The organism is Mitsuaria sp. MSU3D, from assembly GCF_056867975.1.
The window spans coordinates 1911811-1929465 of record NZ_CP200314.1 but is presented as its reverse complement, the minus strand read 5'-3'; the positions used below and the strand labels follow the sequence as shown (position 1 = coordinate 1929465).

Sequence of the window (17655 nt, the reverse complement as noted above, 5' to 3'; positions counted from 1 at the left end):
CCCGGTCAGTCGTCCTGGTCGTTCGTCCCGCTCAGTCGGCGCGAGGCGGTCGGCCTCGACCTGAACCAATCCAGCACCTCGGGATAACGCGCCAGCAATTGACGCAGCGAGAGGGAGGGTTCCTCCGCGATCAGCGTCTGCACGGCGTCGATGGCGTCAATGGGACGGAACAGCGCGTCGCTGATCGCCGCCGCGCGCGGTGCGCCTTCATGATCGGCTTCCGGGGCCACCGATCCGGTGGCCGGCCAGGGCCGCAGGGCGGTCATGCAGAGACACCACGTGAGGTCGTCCGTGTCGATGTCACGCACCTTGGCGACCAGCGCGGCGTCCAGCGGCGCATCCCATGCCGTCGACGACCGATCGACCGGCGGGGGGCTGAACAGCGCCGCGCGGGCGCCGCCGGCCTGAATCTCGTCCAGAAGCCAGACGATGCCGTCGTTCTCGGGGAAGGTCTCGGCGCCGTCCAGATGCCAGCACCGGCCGTCGACGTCGACCAGCAGGCCGTCCCAGCCCGCCTGCCAGTTGTCGGTGAACAAGCGCGTCAGCGCGATCTGCTGCAGCGCGGCCGGTGCCAGTCCGTCCATCGCTTCACGAGCCGCCTGCTGGAGCTGTGCCGCGCCGCCGGCGCCTGGGCGGTGGAGGGCCTCGTACGCGATCCGCAGGGCGGGCGGGAGGGGGCCCGGGGCGGCGGTGAGCACGCCGGGGCCGCGGCCGGCCAGCTCATGCGCGACAGGACGCGGAAGACCCAGCGAGAGACCGACGCTCGACCGCAGCAGGTCGTCCAGCGTGGCTGCCATCCGTTCCCGCAGCACCGACGCATCGTCTTCGGTCGGACGGAAGGCGATGCCGGGCTGCCCGTCGGCATCGCAGAGCAGCAGCACATGGGACCGTCCGGGAGCCGGAACCACCGCGGACGTGCGACTCCAGTCATCGGCGAGCGCCCGCAGGCGCTCGTCGAAATCGGGGGCGTCGGCGTCCGGGAGGGCCGGGCGGGGCGACGTGGGACCGAGCGTCTTCGCCAGACATCCCTCGAGGAGTTTCACCTCGTTGAGCCGGCGCAGGTCGCTGTGGAAGCGATCCGAGGCCATCCGGCCATCGGCGGTGGCCGCCATCACCGTCGCGGCGCGCTCGTTGAGATAGTCCCGGCAGCGTTGGCGTACCTCGGCGATCGACATCGGCGTGCCTTTCCGATGCGCGCCCTTCCGATGCGCGCCGTCTCCTGGCGTGGCGGATTGGACGGCCTGCTTCGCCGCCTGGAGGACCGCGACGTAGGCGGCATCCTTGGGTCGCCTGAGGATCCGGCTGACCGGGCTGCGGGCCATCAGCGCGTCGAGCCGCGGCGGCGGGAACACCTCGCGGAGGTTCTCTTCGGCCGTCAGGTCGGGGCCCGGCGGGAGGGCGTCGTCAGGCGGAGCCGATCGCTGCAGCAGGCGCTCGCAGAAGTGGCTCCCGTCCCATTCGAGGCCGTTTCCGTCGTCGGGGCGCGCGGTCCCCGGTGCGGTCCCGCCGCACGGCGTGCCGATGCGGGACGGTGAATCGATGGAGGAATGACGAGGCATGGGGTCAGGTCTTGAAGGGCGAGAAATGCGCGGTGGGCGAGGGCGTGGACACGGACGCGGACGAGGACGTCGGAGAGCGCGGTGGCGTGCTCCCCAACTGGCGCGAGATCTCGACGAGCGCCGCGTCCAGTCCCGATCGCAGGCCCAGTTCGATGAAGCCGTTGGTGTCCATCAGTTCGACCAGGTCGTCGGTGGCGAAGCGGGTGCGGCCGTCGGCGACATGGGCGCCGACGCGGCGCAGCACGTCGTCGCGGACCTCGCGATCGGAGGTGGTCTCGACGGCCTCGAGCAGTTCGATCAACGGCCCGTCGAAGCCGTCGATCAGCGTCTCCAGGTCCGCGACCGCGTCGTCGAGCGCCACGGTGAGGCGCGTGCGATCGGGATGCGACTCGCAGCGTTCGATCACCGCGCGCCGCAGGTCGTCCACCGCGAACCGCAACCGGCGTCGCGTCTGGAGCCAGGTCTGGCGGGGCGGAGGAGAGGGCGCCTCGGGGCGCCCGGGGCGCGACTTCAGCGGGGGAGCATCAGGGAGCGCAGCGCGCGCGGGGTGCAGAGGCGTCATTCCCGTTTGTCGCGCGGCAATGCACTGCGGTTCACGCGTCTGCGCGATCTCCCGGGCGGCTGCCCACATCGTCACGGGCGACTCTCGACAGGAGCCAGCGGATCGACGACTGCTGGGACAGCGCGTCGCTCAGGTCCTCGACCTCCGTCGCGTCCTCGGCGGCCAGCAACTCGTCGTTGCTGCGATCGCAGGAGGCCGCCCAATGCTGCACGACCTCCAGGCGATCCTTCAGGTGCGCCACGGCGGCCGGGTCGGGCCACAGGCGATCCGTCGCGGCGATGTCGGCCTTGCTGGTCTTGCCGAGCGCCTCTCCCAGAAGCCGTCGCTCACGATCGGTGGCCTGCCAGGTGGCGGCGAGACGCCGGGTCAGCTGGGGCACGTCGAGTTGACCGAGGGCGTGAAGCCGACCCGGGCGCATCGGCAGGTCGGCCGGGATGCGCCCCTCCGTGGGTGAAGCGCGACCCTGGCCGGTTCCGATGGCCGTCGAGTCGAGGCCCGCGTGGCGATCGGCAAGCAGGTGTTCGTGATCGAGCACCCAGGCGCGCCCGCGTTCGTCGACCAGCACCCCGTCCAGACGCAAGCCCTGCCCCCCGGCGCACAGCGCGGACAGGGCCAGATGGTCGAAGGCAAGGTCGTTCAAGGGGCGGGCCAGCGCGTCGGCCAGCCGCTGGCGGCCGACGTCCCTGCCTTCGCCCGGGGAGTCCAGGCAGAGTTCGAAGCCTGGCGGCGGCATCATGAGCAGACCGAGCGCTTCGTCGACATCGTCGACATCGCCGGTGGGAGGAGCAGGACGTGCCGGCATCGACACGATCATCGCCGTCGACGAGGGCGTCGCGTCCTTCCGATAGCCCAAGGCCGGGAACATGGCGGCATGAAGTCTGGACATGCAGACCGACTGCACCGCCGCCGATGCCGCCATCGGCTTGAAGGCATAGGCGACCTTGCCGTGGGCGTCGAGGATGAAGTCGACGCCCGGCACGTCCGGCGTTCGATGCATGCCGAGGAACTCGGCCATCAGCCGCGCGCGTTCGCGCGTCACGAGGACGAAGGCGTCGGACCGCGCCGTGATCGCGGTCGCTTCGCCCCGCTGCTGCGGTTCCCGTTGGATGCGTTCCTGCATCGTCTCCCGGGCGCGGAGCCGGACCTCGAGACCGAACTTCCTCAGCCGCGGGTCGCGCGCCTCCGACGAGTCCAGGAAGACCTCCGCCGCATCCGCCGTGCGTCGCGCAGCCAGTGCGACCGCGCCGTCATCGGCGTCGCGGTTCACACGCAGCAGGTCGATGCCGCGCATGCACATGGCCCTGAACGCGGGATCCTTCGACAGGAGGTGCCGTTCGATCAGACGGCGCGGCTCGAAATGCGCGGAGAACGCCGTCTTCGTCGTCTTGGCCCGCTCGTCGATGCGCTCGACGAGGCGATCGACGAACTTGAGCTGGTGCTCGTCCAGTTCGCATCCGTCATTCAGACCGACGGTGACTTCATACCCCTCCACCTCCATCGAGGTGTGGTCATAGGGGTCGATCTGCCCGGTGCCTGGCGAGGGCTTCTGGAAGGATGGCATGGCGGAAACGCAGCCGGCTCCGCGGTCGCGGCCGGCAACGCCTGGAAGTTGCACATGCCGCATTTGTCATGCGCCACCCTCGAACAGGTTTGCCAAGCGAATTGACATTCGTCATCGGCTGCTCCTGCATGCAGGAAATTTCTGCCGAACCGGTGCTCCCGTTCCAGCAACGGCAGCGGCTCAATGCGCCGCGAGCTGCTCCACCAGCCGCATCAGCAGTTGCGGCTTGAGCGGCTTGGCCAGATGCGCGTCGAAGCCGGCCTGCAGCGCCTGCTTCCGATCCAGATCGCGCGAGAAGGCCGTCAACGCGATCGCCGGCAGGCGTTCACCGGGCGTTTCCAGGGCGCGGATGTCGCGGATCAGCTCGTAGCCGTCGCGGCCCGGCAGGCCGATGTCGCTGATCAGCAGTTCGAACGCGTTGCCGGCGAGCGCCAGCAGCGCCTCGTCCGCGCCGTGGACCACGGTCACCCGCGCCTCGCGGTCCTCGAGGATCAGCTTCAGCATCGCGCCCGCGTCCACGTCGTCCTCGACCACCAGGACGCGCAGCCCGGTCAGGGGGACCGCCGTCTCGTCCGCCGTGCCCGCCTCGCCGAGCGCGCCGAAGGCGCTCAGCCCGCCGGAGGCGGTGTCGGCTTCCAGCGTCGTCGGGGCCGTTTCCTCGCCGGGCAGCCAGAACCGGATCGCCGCGCCGCGCCCGCGCCCCTCGCTGCGCACGTCGACCCAGCCGCCGTGCGCCTCGATCAGGCTCTTGACGATGGCCAGGCCCAGCCCGAGCCCGCCGTGCTGGCGGCTGCTCGCGGCGTCGCTCTGCGTGAAGCGGTCGAAGACATGCGGCAGGAACTCGGGCGCGATGCCCTGGCCCTCGTCGCGCACCTCGACCAGCACGCCCGCGTCCCGCGCCCGCAGCGACAGCGTGATCGCGCTGCCGCGCGGCGAGAACTTGGCCGCGTTGCCCATCAGGTTCCAGATCACCTGCTGCAGCCGGCCGCTGTCGGCCAGCAGGACGGTGGACTCGTCGTGCAGGTCGAGTTCGATCCGATGCCCGCTGGCATCGAGGTTGTGCTGGATCACCGCCACCGCCGCGCGCAGCACCTCGCCGGCCTCGACGCGCTCGCGCGCCAACGGCAGCTTGCCGATGTTCAGGCGCGACATGTCGAGGATGTCCGTGATCATCCGCGCCTGGATGGACACGTTGCGGTCGATCGCCGCCAGGCCTTTCGCCAGCAGGTCCGGCGGGCTGTGCCGCTGCAGCACGTGCGTCCAGCCCATGATCGCGTTCAGCGGCGTGCGCAGCTCGTGCGACAGCACCGCGATCAGGTCGTCCTTCATCCGCGACAGCGCCTCGGCCTCGCCGCGCGCGCTGCGCTCGCGGTCGAGCAGTTCCTGGCGCTGGAGCGCGAGCAGCTGCTGCTGCGAGATGTCCGCGGCCATCGCCATGCACACCCCGGGTTCGATCGGGGGCGAGGCGGTCCATTCGACCGGCACGCCCGCGCCGTCGCCCGATTGCAGGGAGAACTCGGCCTGCAGGCCGTCGTTGCCCAGCGCGGCGACGAAGTCGCGCGCGGCGGGCAGGTCGGCGGCGTCGACGAAGTCCGTCAGCGGCCGTCCGATGACGGACTCACCCTCCTCCGGACCCAGGCCGAGCAGCGCGAGCATCGCCGGATTGGCGTCCAGCACTGTGCCGTCGCCGGCCTTGAGCAGGCAGATGCCGCCGGGCGCCTGGGCGTAGACGGCGCGGAACTTGGTCTCGCTGCGCCGCATCGCGTCCTCGGCCGCGCGCGTGCGCACCAGCGCCTGGATCGTCGAGACCAGCACCGCCGGCTCCACCGGGTGCGTGAGGTAGGCGTCGGCGCCGGCATCCAGGCCGCGCACCTTGTCCTCGTCGGTGAGGTAGGCCGCGGTCAGGTGGATCACCGGCAGCCGGAAGGTGCTGGCCTGCGCGCGCAGCCGGCGGCACAGCTCGAAGCCGTCGATGTCGGGCAGGTGGATGTCGAGCACCACGGCCGACAGGCCCTGGTCCGCGACGCGCAGGGCGTCCGCGCCGGTGCCCGCTTCCAGCGTCGGGAAGCCGGCCGCGTTGAGCAGGCGCACCGTCGTGTAGCGGCCGATGGGGTCGTCGTTGACGACCAGCAGCCGGTGACGGGAGCGGTCGATGACGCGCGGCTCGCTCATGCGTCGGGCACCTCCGTGGCGACTCCCGGTGCGGCGGCTCTGGCCGCGTCATGGCCGGCGTCCGGCGCGCCGGGAAGCCGCAGCGGCAGCGTCACCGAGAACACCGATCCCACGCCCGGCTCGCTGCGCAGCCCGACGCGGCCGCCGAGCAGCTCCGCCAGCCGCTTGCTCAGCGACAGGCCCAGGCCCGTCCCGCGCAGCCGCTTCTGGATCGGCGAGCCGATCTGGGTGAAGTCCTGGAAGATCGCCTCATGGAACTCCGGCGCGATGCCGATGCCGGTGTCCGCCACGGCGAAGGTGATCTCGTCCTCGCCGCCGTCCGCGCCCGGGGCGGTCACGGCGCTCACCCGCACCTCGCCCTGCGCGGTGAACTTCAGCGCGTTGGAGATGTAGTTGCGCAGGATCTGCGAGAGCTTGGCGTCGTCGGTGAAGAGCTGCGAAATGCCGTGCGGCTCCTCGAAGATCAGCTGCACCTCCGGATTGACCAGCACCGGCTTGAACATGCCGCGCAGCGCCGCGAAGAGGTCGACCAGCTCGAACCAGGCCGGCGAGATGTCGATGCGGCCCGCCTCGACCTTGGCCAGGTCGAGCAGGTCGTTGACCATGTCGGCAAATTCTTCCGAGGTGGTGCGGATGAAGTTGATCTGCTTTTCCTGCTCGTCGGTCAGCGGGCCGTCGACGCGGTCCAGCAGCAGCCGCGTCAGGCTGCGGATCGAGGAGATCGGCGTGCGGAACTCGTGGCTCATGTAGGCCAGGAAGCGGCTCTTGAGCTCGGTGGCCTGGCGCAGCTGCTGCGCCTGCGTGTCGAGTTCCGCGTACAGCGCCAGCACGCCGCGGTTGGTCTCGTCGAGCTCCGCCTGCAGCGCCTCGACCTGCGCCTGCGAGGTGGCCAGCGCGTCGATCAGGGCGGCGGGGTCGTCGGTGGGCATCGTGTCCTTCATGGGCGTCTCATGCGCGTTCGATCGGCGCCGCGGGGCTCCGATCGTCGCCGCGTTGGTGGCGCGGGTCCCGGCGGCGGACCACCACCACGGTCGCATCGTCCTTGCCGCGCAGGTGGTCCCGCAGGATCCAGCCGGCGATCACCGCCGGGTCGGCCTGGAGCAGGCCCGGCGTGTCCTCCAGCGACCAGCGGCTGACGATCCCGTCCGAGTGCAGCACCAGCACCGCATGCGGCGGCCAATCGTAGACGACATCCTGCAGCCGGCGGATCTGCAATCCCAGCGTGCCGTGTTGGGACAGCAGCGTCCGGTCGGACACGCCCGAGATCAGGCGGCCCGAGATGTTGCCCGCGCCGGCGAACAGCAGCGGGCCGTCCGGCGTGAGCGACAGCGCCGCCGACGCCGCACCCCGCGTGCTGCGCAGGCTGTCGTGGGAGCGCTCCAGGAACGCCGCCGGCGAGACGAGGTGACCGGGCTCGGCGCGCGCGAGCAGCGTCATCAGTTTGTCCGCCGCCGCCGCCGCGTCGACGCCGTGACCGAGCCCGTCGGCCACGGCGAGCGACCAGCGGTCGTGATCCTGGTCGCGATCGCGGCGCAGCGCCCAGGCGTCGCCGCTGACGGTCTCGCCCGGGGCGGCCAGCGACAGTCCGCCGACGTCGAAGGCGGTGTCGGCGGCAGCGGGGAAGCCGGGTGAAAAGGCGGAGGGGAAGCTGGCCGGCGCGCCGATGCGGCTCCGGTCGGTGCGTGGCCCGAAACGCGCCGCCAGGACCGTGCCCCGCTGCGGCGCGGAGAAGCCGCCGAAGCGGTCGGCGCTGCGCCGGATCGCGCCGAGCCCGGTCCCGGACGTGCCGCCGGTGCTGTAGCCGTCCTGCAGGCAGCGAGACAGGTCCATGCCGCTGCCCCGGTCCAGCGACAGCACCTGCACGGCGGCGCCGGCGATGTCGTCAAGGGGGCCGGACTCGTCCACGCCGATCAGCAGCGCGGCCTGGCGGCCAGGTCCGACATGGCGGAACAGGTTGGTGCCGAGCTCGGTCACCGCCAGCGCAAGCCGGCCGGCGGCCTCCTCGTCGAAGGCCAACTCCGACGCCAGCGCCTGGGCGGCACGCCGGGCCTCGCCCACCTGACTCGCGTCGTCGATGGGGAAGCGTCGATACGCGCGCATGGCTACTTCCAGCGCGTGATCGTCACGCGCGTCCCGCGTCCTGGTGCGGACTCCAGTTCGAAATCGTTCACCAGCCGCTTGCTGCCGGACAGGCCCATGCCCATGCCGTTGCCCGAGGTCCATCCATCCTTCATCGCCAGCTCCAGATCCGGAATGCCCGGTCCCTGGTCGACAAAGGCAAGTCGCAGTCCCGTGCGCACGCCCGACTGGACGAAGGCCCATTCCATCGCGCCGCCGCCGCCGTAGATCAGCGTGTTGCGCGACAGCTCGCTGGCGGCCGTGATCATCTTGGTCTGGTCGACCAGCGAGAACTTCAGTTCCTGCGTGAGCTTGCGCACCAGCTGGCGCGACAGGACGATGTCGGGTTCGCTGCGGATGGGCAGCGAGCCCGAGGCGGTGTCGGACGCCGTCACCGGCCAGGCCCCCGGTCGAAGCCGTGACCGGCATCACCGACGTCGCCGAGGTCGCTCGGGTCGCCATCGCCGGCCGCCAGGTTGCTCTCGAGGTCGGCGTCGGCCTCGTCGGCCTGGCGCAGCAGCGCCATGCCGCGTTCGACGTTGAGCGCCGTGCGCACGCCGTGCAGCGACAGGCCCAGCTCCACCAGCGTGATCGCGACCGCCGGCTGCATGCCGACGACGACCGAATTGGCCCCCAGCACCTTGGCGATGCTGGAGATGCCGGCCAGCATGCGGCCGATGAAGGAGTCCACGATCTCCAGCGCGGAGATGTCGATGAGGACGCCGGTCGCGCCGGTGTCCTGGATCCTGTTGGCGAGGTCGTCCTGGAGCGCGAGCGCGGTCTGGTCCTGCAGGTCGACCTGGATGGTGACCAGCAGGGTCCTGCCCATGCGCAGGATCGGGATGCGTGTCGTCATGCCGCGCCCACGAAGCCAGTGCCGCCGGCGGGCCTGCCCTTGGTGACCACGAACCCGGCGCGCTTCATCGCCAGCGACAGCGCGTCCGCCAGCGTCGCCTTGGTGGTGATGCCTTCGAGGTCGATGCCCAGGTGCACGATGGTCTGGGCGATCTGCGGCCGGATGCCGCTGATGATCGCGTCGGCGCCCATCAGCCGGATCGCGGTGACGGTCTTGAGCAGATGCTGCGCGACCAGCGTGTCCACGGTCGGCACGCCGGTGATGTCGATGATGGCCAGCGCGGAGCCGGTCTCGACGATGCGCTGCAGCAGCGCCTCCATCACCAGCTGCGTGCGGCCGCTGTCCAGCGTGCCGATCATGGGCACGGCCAGCACGCCGTCCCACAGCTTGACCACCGGGGTCGACAGCTCCAGCAGCTCCTGCTGCTGGCGGCCGATGATCTCCTCGCGGCTGCGCTGGTAGGTCGTGACGGTGTACTGCGCCATGTGGTCCAGCAGCGTCGAGATCGCCCAGGTCGCGTCGCCCAGCGCCGCCGCGTCGCCGGCAAACTTGCGCTGCACGCCGCTGAAGAGCGGCTTCTTCAGCGCGAGCACGAAGCGGCTGGTGTCCGCGGCCGTGGAGCCCTGCGCGGCGCGCGAGGCCGACAGCTGGGCCAGCACGGCGCGCACGTTGGACCAGGCCGCATCGTCGAAGTTCTCCGTGCCGCCGCTGGCGCGCACGCCGCCGAGGATGGCGTTCAGCAGTTCGCCGGTCTCGCGACCTTCGCTGGACAGCGTGCGGCCGCCGCTGCCGGAGGCCAACTCCGCCTGCCATTCGGCCAGGACCTGGTCGCGGTGGACGGACAGGAGTTCTTCGACGGCGGCGCTGTTCTGTTTCATCGGGTCCTCTCGGGGCGCGGGTGGGCGCATGTGATGCGGGAAGGCGGAACGGGAATCGGGAAGGGGGAGGCAATCGGGGCCGGCGCGGGGGACCGCGCGGCGGGCGCGATCGTACTCTTGGCGGCATCCGCCCAAGCCCCTCCTCGGGCGAGGATTGGGGGCGGGTATCTCCCAAGTCGGCGTGGGCATGCCGGTTGCCCAATGGCGCTGTCAGACATTCAAGACCAAGATTGGGAGAACGACGTGGCGGATCAGATGAGCGTGCTGGTGGTGGACGACAAGCCGCAAAACCTGCTCGCGATGAAAGCCTTGCTGGCCGATTCCGGCCTGGGGGTGTTGACGGCGGATTCCGGGCCCGCCGCGCTGGAACTGCTGCTCACGCACGATGTGATGCTGGCCCTGCTCGACATCCAGATGCCGGGCATGGACGGCTTCACGCTCGCCGAGCTGATGCGGGGCACGGAGCGTACCCGGCATGTGCCGATCATCTTCCTGACCGCCGGCTCGCAGGAGGCGCAGCGCAGCTTCAAGGGCTACGAGGCCGGCGCGGTGGACTTCATCTACAAGCCGGTCGACGCGCACGTGCTGCGCAGCAAGGTCGCCGTCTTCGCCGACCTGCACCGCCAGCGCCAGCTGCTGGCCGAGCGCATCGTCGAGCAGGAGCGGCTGGCGCGCGTCAACGCGCTGATGCTGAGCGCGCTGAGCCACGACATCCGCAGCCCGCTGTCGGTCATGATGCTCAACGCCGAGCTGCTGATCCGTCAGACCGAATCCCCGTCGCTGCAGAAGGCCGGCCAGCGGGTCAAGGCCGCCGCGACGCTGCTGGGCCGCCAGGTGGACCACCTGGGCAGCCTGGCGCGCCGGCCCTGCGAGCTGCTGCAGGTCCAGCCCGAGCGCAGCGATCTGGCGACGCTGGCCGCGCAGCGACTGGACATCGAGAGCAACCAGGCCGTGATGTGGGCGCCGCCCGCCTTCGACCGCATCGGGGACACGAGCGGCGACTTCGACGTCGAGCTGATGGCGCAGACCCTGGACCAGCTGCTGATGCAGGCGGCGACGCACGCCGGCGACAGCACGATCCGCATCCAGGTCGACGGCAGCGCGCAGCGCTCGCTGATGCTGCGCATCAGCTTCGACACGGTGCTCGCGCCGGAGGCCTCCATCCACCTTTTCGGCGGCAACGAGCCGGTGTCGGGCATGTCCTCGGCGCAGGTCGGCCCCGGCCTGCAGGAACCCGAGCGCGTCGCGCGCGCGCACGGCGGATCGCTGATCGGCGTGTCGCGGGCGCGGCAGGGCACGATGTTCGAGCTGCTGCTGCCGCGGCTCCAATCGGAACGCTGAGCGGGACCATCGATGCCGCAGTGCAGCAGGCATGCAGGCCGAAACGCGCGTGGCGCGGCGTCCTACACGCGACCCCAGCGCGGCCCGACAGACCCGGCGCTCGCGCCGGCCCACAGTGGTGACATCACAGCAACCACGATGGGGACTGCCATGAACCGCTCCTCCACACCCGGGAACTCCAGGAAGACGCTGGCGCTCAAGGCCGCCGTCGCGGCCGCCGCCTGCGCGCTGGCGGGCCACGCGATGGCCGACATCACGTTCTACGAGAACGAGAACTTCCGCGGCCGCAACGCGGGCGCCGACGCGCAGATCAACTTCCTCAAGGACATCGGCTTCGACGACCGCGCATCGTCCATCGAGGTCCGCGGCGAGCGCTGGGAGGTCTGCGAGGACCCGGGCTACACCGGCCGCTGCCGCGTGCTGCAGCCGGGCAGTTATCCGTCGCTGCGCTCGATGGGCTTGGACAACCGGATCAGCTCGGCGCGCCGCGTCGGCGAGGACGTCAGCCGCGACCGCTACGGCCCCGATCCGCAACCGACCTACCTCCGCCGCGGCGATGAAGGCCTGTACCAGGCGCAGGTCGTCTCGGTGCGCGCCGTGATGGGCGACGAGCAGCAGCGCTGCTGGATCGAGCAGAAGGAAGTGCGCGACCGGCCCAACGTCGGCGGCGCGGTGATCGGCGGCGTGCTCGGCGGCATCCTGGGCCACCAGTTCGGCGGCGGCTCGGGACAGGCCGTGACGACCGCGGCCGGCGCCGTCGGCGGCGCGGTGGTCGGCAGCAACGTCAACCGCGACAAGGACGTGCGCAACGTGCAGCGCTGCGGGGCCTCGCCCAGCAGCGGCAACCCCCAGTACTGGGACGTGACCTATCGCTTCAAGGGACAGGACCATTACATGCAGACCCGGCGACCGCCGGGAGCGACCGTGACCGTCAACGCGCGCGGCGAGCCGCGCGAGTAGGCGGGACACGGTCATCGATCGATCGACCCAGTGAGGACTCCTGGGGCCGGCCGGGGTGGCGCGCGCTAGCATGCGGCGCCACCCCGGCCGCCCCGTTTTCGCTTCCATGACTATCACGACGTCCACCGCCGCCTCCAAAGCCTACTCGGGCAACGACCTCCACCTGGCCCACGGCGTGCGCCGCCACGATTGGCTGCCGCTGCCGACGATGCTCGGCTTCGCGGTGGCGGTGGTCACCATCCTGATCACCGCCTGGTTCTCGTGGCGCTCGCAGCAGGCGCAGTCCGACTCGGCCGACGCGATGGCGCGCACGCTGGTCGTGCAAGAGCAGATCCAGACGCTGGGCTCGGCGATGAAGGATGCCGAGACCGGTCAGCGCGGCTACCTGCTCACCGGCATCGACACTTACCTGGTGCCCTTCAACACGGCGCAGGTGACGATTCCCGCCGCCGCGGAGCGGCTGCGGGCGAGCTTCCAGAACTACCGCCCGCAGCTCGCGCGGCTGGAGGCGGCGGAGCAGCTCTTCAAGGCCAAGCTGGCCGAGATGGAAGAGACCATCGCGGCCCGCCGCAATGGCGACAACGTGGCCGCCGTGGCGACCGTGAAGGGCGACCGGGGCCGCATCCTGATGGAGCGCATCCGCACGCTGCTCGGCGAGATGGAACGCGAGGAACGCGACCGCGCCGCCGAACGCCGCGCGCTGTGGGACGGCGCGGTGCAGCAGACGGTCGGCGTGATGTGGGGCGGCTCGGCCTTGCTGCTGTTGCTCACGGCCGTCGCGGCGGTGCTGAGTTCGCAGGGCTACCGGGCCGCCAAGACCGAGGCGTGGCTGAAGGCCGGCCAGGCCGGACTGGGCGTCGAACTGCAGGGCGATCCGCACGTCGAGCGGCTCGCCGACATCGCCACCAGCTTCCTCGCACGCTGGACCGATGCGCGCGTCGGGGCGTTCTACGTGGCGCACGAGGACGGCAGCTTCCTGCGCGTCGGCGGTTATGCGCTGCCGGTGGCGACGGGCACGGACGCGGCGCCGCCGGTCGTGCGCGGCGGCGACACGCTGCTGGGCCAGGCGGCGCGCGACCGCCGACCGGTGCATGTGACCCAGTTGCCGGCGGACTATCTGCCGGTCACGTCGTCGCTGGGCCGCGCGGATGCGACCGAGCTGCTGATCGCGCCGGCCGGCCTGGACAAGCGCGTGCAGTGCGTGATCGAGCTGGGCTTCCTCCATCACGTCGGCGAGGCCGAACGCGAACTGCTGGCGCGCGTCGCCGAGCCGATCGCGATGGCGCTGCGCGCCGCCAAGGACCGCAGCCGGCTGGAGGCCCTGCTCGAAGAGAGCCGCCGCCAGGCCGAGGAACTGCAGATGCAGCAGGAAGAGCTGCGCGCCAGCAACGAAGAACTCGAGGAACAGGGCAACGCGCTGCGCGACTCGCAACTGCGGCTCGAGAAGCAGCAGACCGACCTCGAGGAGAGCAACACCCAGCTCGAGGAACAGGCGCGGCAGCTGGAGCTGCAGCGGTCCGAGCTGACGCAGGCGCAGGCCCTGCTGACGGAGCGCGCCGAGGCGCTGGAGCGCTCCAACCAGTACAAGAGCGAGTTCCTGGCCAACATGAGCCACGAGCTGCGCACGCCGCTGAACTCGACGCTGATCCTGGCCAAGCTGCTGTCCGACAACAAGGAAGGCAACCTGAGCGACGAGCAGGTCCGCTTCGCGCAGACCATCAGCTCCGCCGGCAACGACCTGCTGATGCTGATCAACGACATCCTGGACCTGTCCAAGATCGAGGCCGGCAAGGTCGACATGCAGATCGAGCGCGTCTCGGTGCCGCGCCTGCTGCAGCAGCTGACGCAGGTCTTCGCGCCGGTCGCGGCGCAGCGCAACCTGGCCTTCGGCCTGCAGCTCGCGCCGGGCGCGCCGGAATGGATCGAGACCGACGAGGCGCGGATCGGCCAGGTGCTCAAGAACCTGCTGTCCAACGCGCTGAAGTTCACCGAGCGCGGCTCGGTGCGCATGGAGGTCGGCGCCACCACCGACGGCCGGCTGGCCTTCACGGTGAAGGACACCGGCATCGGCATCCCCCAGCACCAGCAGGCGCTGATCTTTGACGCCTTCCGTCAGGCCGACGGCAGCACCCACCGCAAGTACGGCGGCACGGGGCTGGGCCTGTCGATCTCGCGCGATCTGGCGCGGCTGCTGGGCGGCGACATCCACCTGCAGAGCACGCCGGGGCAGGGCTCGGTCTTCAGCCTGGTGCTGCCGCTGGCGCACGAGGCGCCGGTCGATGACGAGCGTCCGCGTCCGTTGTCGCCGGCGCAGGCGCCGCAGCATGGGCCGTTGAGGGCGCCGCCGGCGGTGCCCGCCTTCGATGCGGTGCTGCCCGCGATGCAACCGGCCCGGAGCGCGGCGGAGGAGGCGACGGCCACGACCGAGTCCCTGCTGCGCGAGCCCGCGCCGGCCGCGCCGGAACCGCGGCTGCCGCAACTCGACGACGACCGCCTGTCCTGGGTGCCGGGCGACCGCGCGATCCTCATCATCGAGGACGACCAGCGCTTCGCCCTGATCCTGCGCGACCTGATCCGCGAGATGGGCTTCGTCTGCCTGATGGCGCACACGGCCGAGAACGGCCTGTCGATCGCGCAGCGCTACGCGCCCAGCGCGATCCTGCTCGACATGAACCTGCCCGACCACTCCGGCCTGGGCGTGCTGGACCAGCTCAAGCGCGAGCCCCTGACGCGTCACATCCCCGTGCACGTGATCTCGGTGGCCGACTACACGCACGAGGCGATGGAGCGCGGCGCGATCGGCTACGCCTTCAAGCCGGTCAAGCGCGAGGAACTCGAGGTCGCGCTGCACAAGCTCGAAGCCAAGTTCTCGCAGCGCCTGCGCACGGTGCTGGTGGTCGAGGACGACGCGCGCCAGCTCGACAGCATCCGCCACCTGCTGGCCGCCGACGAGGTCCGCATCGAGGGCGTCGCCACCGCCGCGGAGGCGCTCGAGGCGCTGCGCCGCTCGACCTTCGACTGCATGGTGATGGACCTGAACCTGCCCGACATGAGCGGCTACGACCTGCTCGACCAGATGGCGGCGCAGGACGACGTGTCCTTCCCGCCGGTGATCGTCTACACCGGCCACACGCTGACGCCGCAGCAGGAGCAGCAGCTGCGGCGCTACTCGCGCTCGATCATCATCAAGGGCGCGCGCTCGCCCGAGCGGCTGCTCGACGAGGTCACGCTGTTCCTCCACCAGGTCGAAGCGCAGCTGCCGCCCGAGCGCCAGCGCATGCTCAAGGAGGTCCGGGCGCGCGACAACATGCTCGAGGGACGGCGCGTGCTGGTCGTCGAGGACGACGTGCGCAACATCTTCGCGCTGTCGGCGGTGCTGGAGCCCAAGGGCGTGAAGGTGGACATCGCGCGCAACGGGCGCGAGGCGCTGGAGCGGCTCTCCGCGCCGCTGCAGGGACCGGGCGCGATGCCGCCGGTGGACCTGGTGCTGATGGACATCATGATGCCGGAGATGGACGGCTACACCGCGATGCGCGAGATCCGCGCGCGCGCCGACCTGCGCCGGCTGCCCATCATCGCGCTCACCGCCAAGGCGATGAAGGACGACCAGGAGAAGTGCATGGCCGCGGGCGCCAACGACTACATCGCCAAGCCGCTGGACATCGAGAAGCTGCTCTCGCTGGTGCGGGTGTGGATGCCGCGCTGAGGAGCGGCGGACGATGACGCACGGCCCGCATGAGTCGGACCTCGAGGTCCGGCTGATCCTGGAAGCGATCTACGAGCGCTACCACTACGACTTCCGCGACTACGCGGGCAGTTCGCTGCGGCGCCGGCTGAAGGCCGCGCAGCAGCGTTTCGGCTGCGCGAATCTCTCGCAGCTGCAGGGCCGCGTGCTGCATGAGCCCGAAGTCTTCCGCTCCGTGCTGGGCGATCTCACCGTGCAGGTCAGCGAGATGTTCCGCGACCCCGAATACTTCCGCGCGCTGCGCGAGCAGGTCGTGCCGGTGCTGCGGACCTTCCCGTCGCTGCGGATCTGGGTGGCGGGCTGCAGCGGCGGCGAGGAGGCGTACTCGATGGCCATCCTCATGAAGGAGGAAGGCCTGCTGGACCGCACGCTGATCTACGCGACCGACATCAGCCAGGAAGCGCTCGCGCAGGCGCAGGCGGGGGTCTACCGCGTGGACCAGGTGCCCCTGTACTCCGAGAACCACCGGGCGTCGGGCGGGCGGGGCTCGCTGTCGGAGTACTACACCGCCGCCTACGACCATGTGCTGATGGACAAGTCGCTGAAGGAGCGCATCGTCTTCAGCGACCACAGCCTGTCCACGGACAGCGTGTTCGCCGAGGTGCAGCTGGTGTCCTGCCGCAACGTGCTGATCTACTTCAACCGTGCGTTGCAGGACCGCGCGCTGGGCCTGTTCACCGAGGCCCTGTGCCGCAACGGCTTCCTCGGCCTGGGCGCGCGCGAGACGCTGCGCTTTTCCACGCACGCCGGCGAGTTCGTCGAGATCGCGGCCAAGGAACGCATCTACCAGAAGCGGTCGGGCTGAACGTCGGGCTCGGGGCTTGCCGAACTCCTGCATCGACCCGTTCGGGTCTCACAGGAGAAGCACCATGGCCACCAGCAGCATCCTCGGCGGAACGCAGGCGCCCGCGCAGGCGAAGGGGCGGGGCACGGACTCGCTCGGTCCGAGCGACAGTTCCGACAGCGGCAGCGACGTCTCGGGCGAGCGTCAGATGAGCACCGGCGCGGACGATCCGGACGAGCTGGGCGCGACGCCGTCGAATCCCTCCAGCGACACCGATCGCTTCGGCACCGGGGAGCGCGCGTCGGCGACGCCGGGCAGGGATCACGAAGCCGCCGACATCCTGCCCGACCGCGTCAGCCGCTCGCCGACGCCGGACGACATCGACGCGAGCATCGATGTGGAGGACCTGGCCAGCGGCGACGATCCGTCGGCCGGTCCCGATCCGGAGCATGCGGATGAAGAGGAAGACGTCGACGAGTGATGTCGATGAGTGACATCGACGGTGCCGTCGACGAGAGGCAGCGCAGGCTCGAGGCACCGTCGACGGGTGAGCTCAGCGACGCCGGGAGGCGTCGCTGCACGGGCTCAGAACGAGCCTGCGACGACCATGGACGCGAACACGCCCAGCGCGAGCGCGCCGACCCACAGACGCAGCGGCGCGGGTTCGCTCCTGGGGCGACGTTGCTGATGGCGATGCGCGAGGAAGCAGGCCACGGACGCGCCGCCGGCCAGCAGGAACACGAGCGCGTAGCCCAGGCCCTCGACGGAGCGGCCGTGATGCAGCGCCAGCGCCAGGACGATCTGCCCGAGCATCAGCCCCGCCACGCCCGAGACGGCGGTCGAGGAGAGGGCAGCGGAGGCGGCGGTGCGGCTGGACGGGCGGTCGGGGTGGGACATGGTGCGGGGCTCGTGGAAGTCGTCGGGAGGCGATGCCGGATTGTCCCGTCGGCCCCGTGCCGCAAGCCCCCCGAAAAGCGCCGCGCGAGCGCAGTAATTCGCGTCCGCGCGCTTCGTGCCGCGTCGAGGCGCTCCGCGGGCCTCTCCGACCACGCGGATGCGCGCGCATCGAAGCCCTTTTTCCCCAGATGCCATCGAGGATGTCGTGTTTTTGCTGCACCG

Annotated in this window: 14 protein-coding genes and 1 pseudogene; 5 read left to right on the top strand and 10 right to left on the bottom strand. The window is 70.8% G+C overall.

The window, feature by feature from the left end; all coding sequences use genetic code 11:
- Window positions 1-5 precede the first annotated feature (5 nt).
- The 9 genes and pseudogenes from AC1VNM_RS08385 to AC1VNM_RS08345 all read right to left on the bottom strand — a co-directional run bounded on the left by AC1VNM_RS08385 (window position 6) and on the right by AC1VNM_RS08345 (window position 9706).
- A complete protein-coding gene (locus AC1VNM_RS08385) occupies window positions 6-1559 on the bottom strand; it encodes a hypothetical protein (RefSeq protein WP_483106567.1) in 1554 nt (517 codons plus the stop codon).
- 4 nt (window positions 1560-1563) lie between these two features.
- Window positions 1564-2121: a hypothetical protein gene (locus AC1VNM_RS08380; protein ID WP_483106566.1), complete on the bottom strand. Its 558-nt coding sequence runs from the start codon at window positions 2119-2121 to the stop codon at window positions 1564-1566.
- 31 nt (window positions 2122-2152) lie between these two features.
- A complete protein-coding gene (locus AC1VNM_RS08375) occupies window positions 2153-3682 on the bottom strand; it encodes a hypothetical protein (protein WP_483106565.1) in 1530 nt (509 codons plus the stop codon).
- Window positions 3683-3862: 180 nt separating this feature from the next.
- Window positions 3863-5854 (bottom strand): hybrid sensor histidine kinase/response regulator, encoded by a 1992-nt coding sequence (locus tag AC1VNM_RS08370; protein WP_483106564.1) that lies wholly within the window; start codon window positions 5852-5854, stop codon window positions 3863-3865.
- Window positions 5851-6795 carry a sensor histidine kinase gene (locus AC1VNM_RS08365; RefSeq protein WP_483106563.1) on the bottom strand — a complete coding sequence of 315 codons (945 nt, stop codon included), beginning with the start codon at window positions 6793-6795 and terminating at the stop codon, window positions 5851-5853. Before AC1VNM_RS08365 ends, AC1VNM_RS08370 begins: the two co-directional genes overlap by 4 nt.
- 7 nt (window positions 6796-6802) lie before the next feature.
- Entirely contained in the window at window positions 6803-7954 is a 1152-nt protein-coding gene (locus AC1VNM_RS08360) for a SpoIIE family protein phosphatase (RefSeq protein ID WP_483106562.1), read from the bottom strand.
- Window positions 7955-7956: 2 nt separating this feature from the next.
- Complete coding sequence (locus AC1VNM_RS08355) at window positions 7957-8367, bottom strand: anti-sigma regulatory factor (RefSeq protein ID WP_377154874.1); 411 nt, start codon at window positions 8365-8367, stop codon at window positions 7957-7959.
- Window positions 8368-8471: 104 nt separating this feature from the next.
- A pseudogene (locus AC1VNM_RS08350) lies at window positions 8472-8828 on the bottom strand (STAS domain-containing protein); the annotation flags it as partial.
- The gene (locus AC1VNM_RS08345; protein ID WP_377154875.1) at window positions 8825-9706 is read right to left on the bottom strand and encodes an STAS domain-containing protein; all 882 of its coding nucleotides are present in this window, start codon (window positions 9704-9706) and stop codon (window positions 8825-8827) included. The pseudogene AC1VNM_RS08350 and the gene AC1VNM_RS08345, both read right to left, overlap by 4 nt.
- A 243-nt stretch (window positions 9707-9949) precedes the next feature.
- Here AC1VNM_RS08345 and AC1VNM_RS08340 point away from each other — a divergent pair, with 243 nt between their 5' ends.
- The 5 genes from AC1VNM_RS08340 to AC1VNM_RS08320 all read left to right on the top strand — a co-directional run bounded on the left by AC1VNM_RS08340 (window position 9950) and on the right by AC1VNM_RS08320 (window position 17017).
- Complete coding sequence (locus AC1VNM_RS08340) at window positions 9950-11047, top strand: hybrid sensor histidine kinase/response regulator (RefSeq protein WP_377154876.1); 1098 nt, start codon at window positions 9950-9952, stop codon at window positions 11045-11047.
- Between the two features lie 150 nt (window positions 11048-11197).
- The gene (locus AC1VNM_RS08335) at window positions 11198-12007 is read left to right on the top strand and encodes a beta/gamma crystallin-related protein (protein WP_483106561.1); all 810 of its coding nucleotides are present in this window, start codon (window positions 11198-11200) and stop codon (window positions 12005-12007) included.
- A gap of 106 nt (window positions 12008-12113) precedes the next feature.
- Entirely contained in the window at window positions 12114-15713 is a 3600-nt protein-coding gene (locus AC1VNM_RS08330; RefSeq protein WP_377154878.1) for a response regulator, read from the top strand.
- Window positions 15714-15726: 13 nt separating this feature from the next.
- Entirely contained in the window at window positions 15727-16557 is an 831-nt protein-coding gene (locus AC1VNM_RS08325) for a CheR family methyltransferase (protein WP_483106560.1), read from the top strand.
- Between the two features lie 64 nt (window positions 16558-16621).
- Window positions 16622-17017 (top strand): hypothetical protein, encoded by a 396-nt coding sequence (locus AC1VNM_RS08320; RefSeq protein WP_377154880.1) that lies wholly within the window; start codon window positions 16622-16624, stop codon window positions 17015-17017.
- 104 nt (window positions 17018-17121) lie between these two features.
- On the opposite strand, the gene AC1VNM_RS08315 is transcribed toward AC1VNM_RS08320, so the two are convergent.
- The gene (locus AC1VNM_RS08315) at window positions 17122-17433 is read right to left on the bottom strand and encodes a hypothetical protein (protein WP_377154881.1); all 312 of its coding nucleotides are present in this window, start codon (window positions 17431-17433) and stop codon (window positions 17122-17124) included.
- Window positions 17434-17655 lie beyond the last annotated feature (222 nt).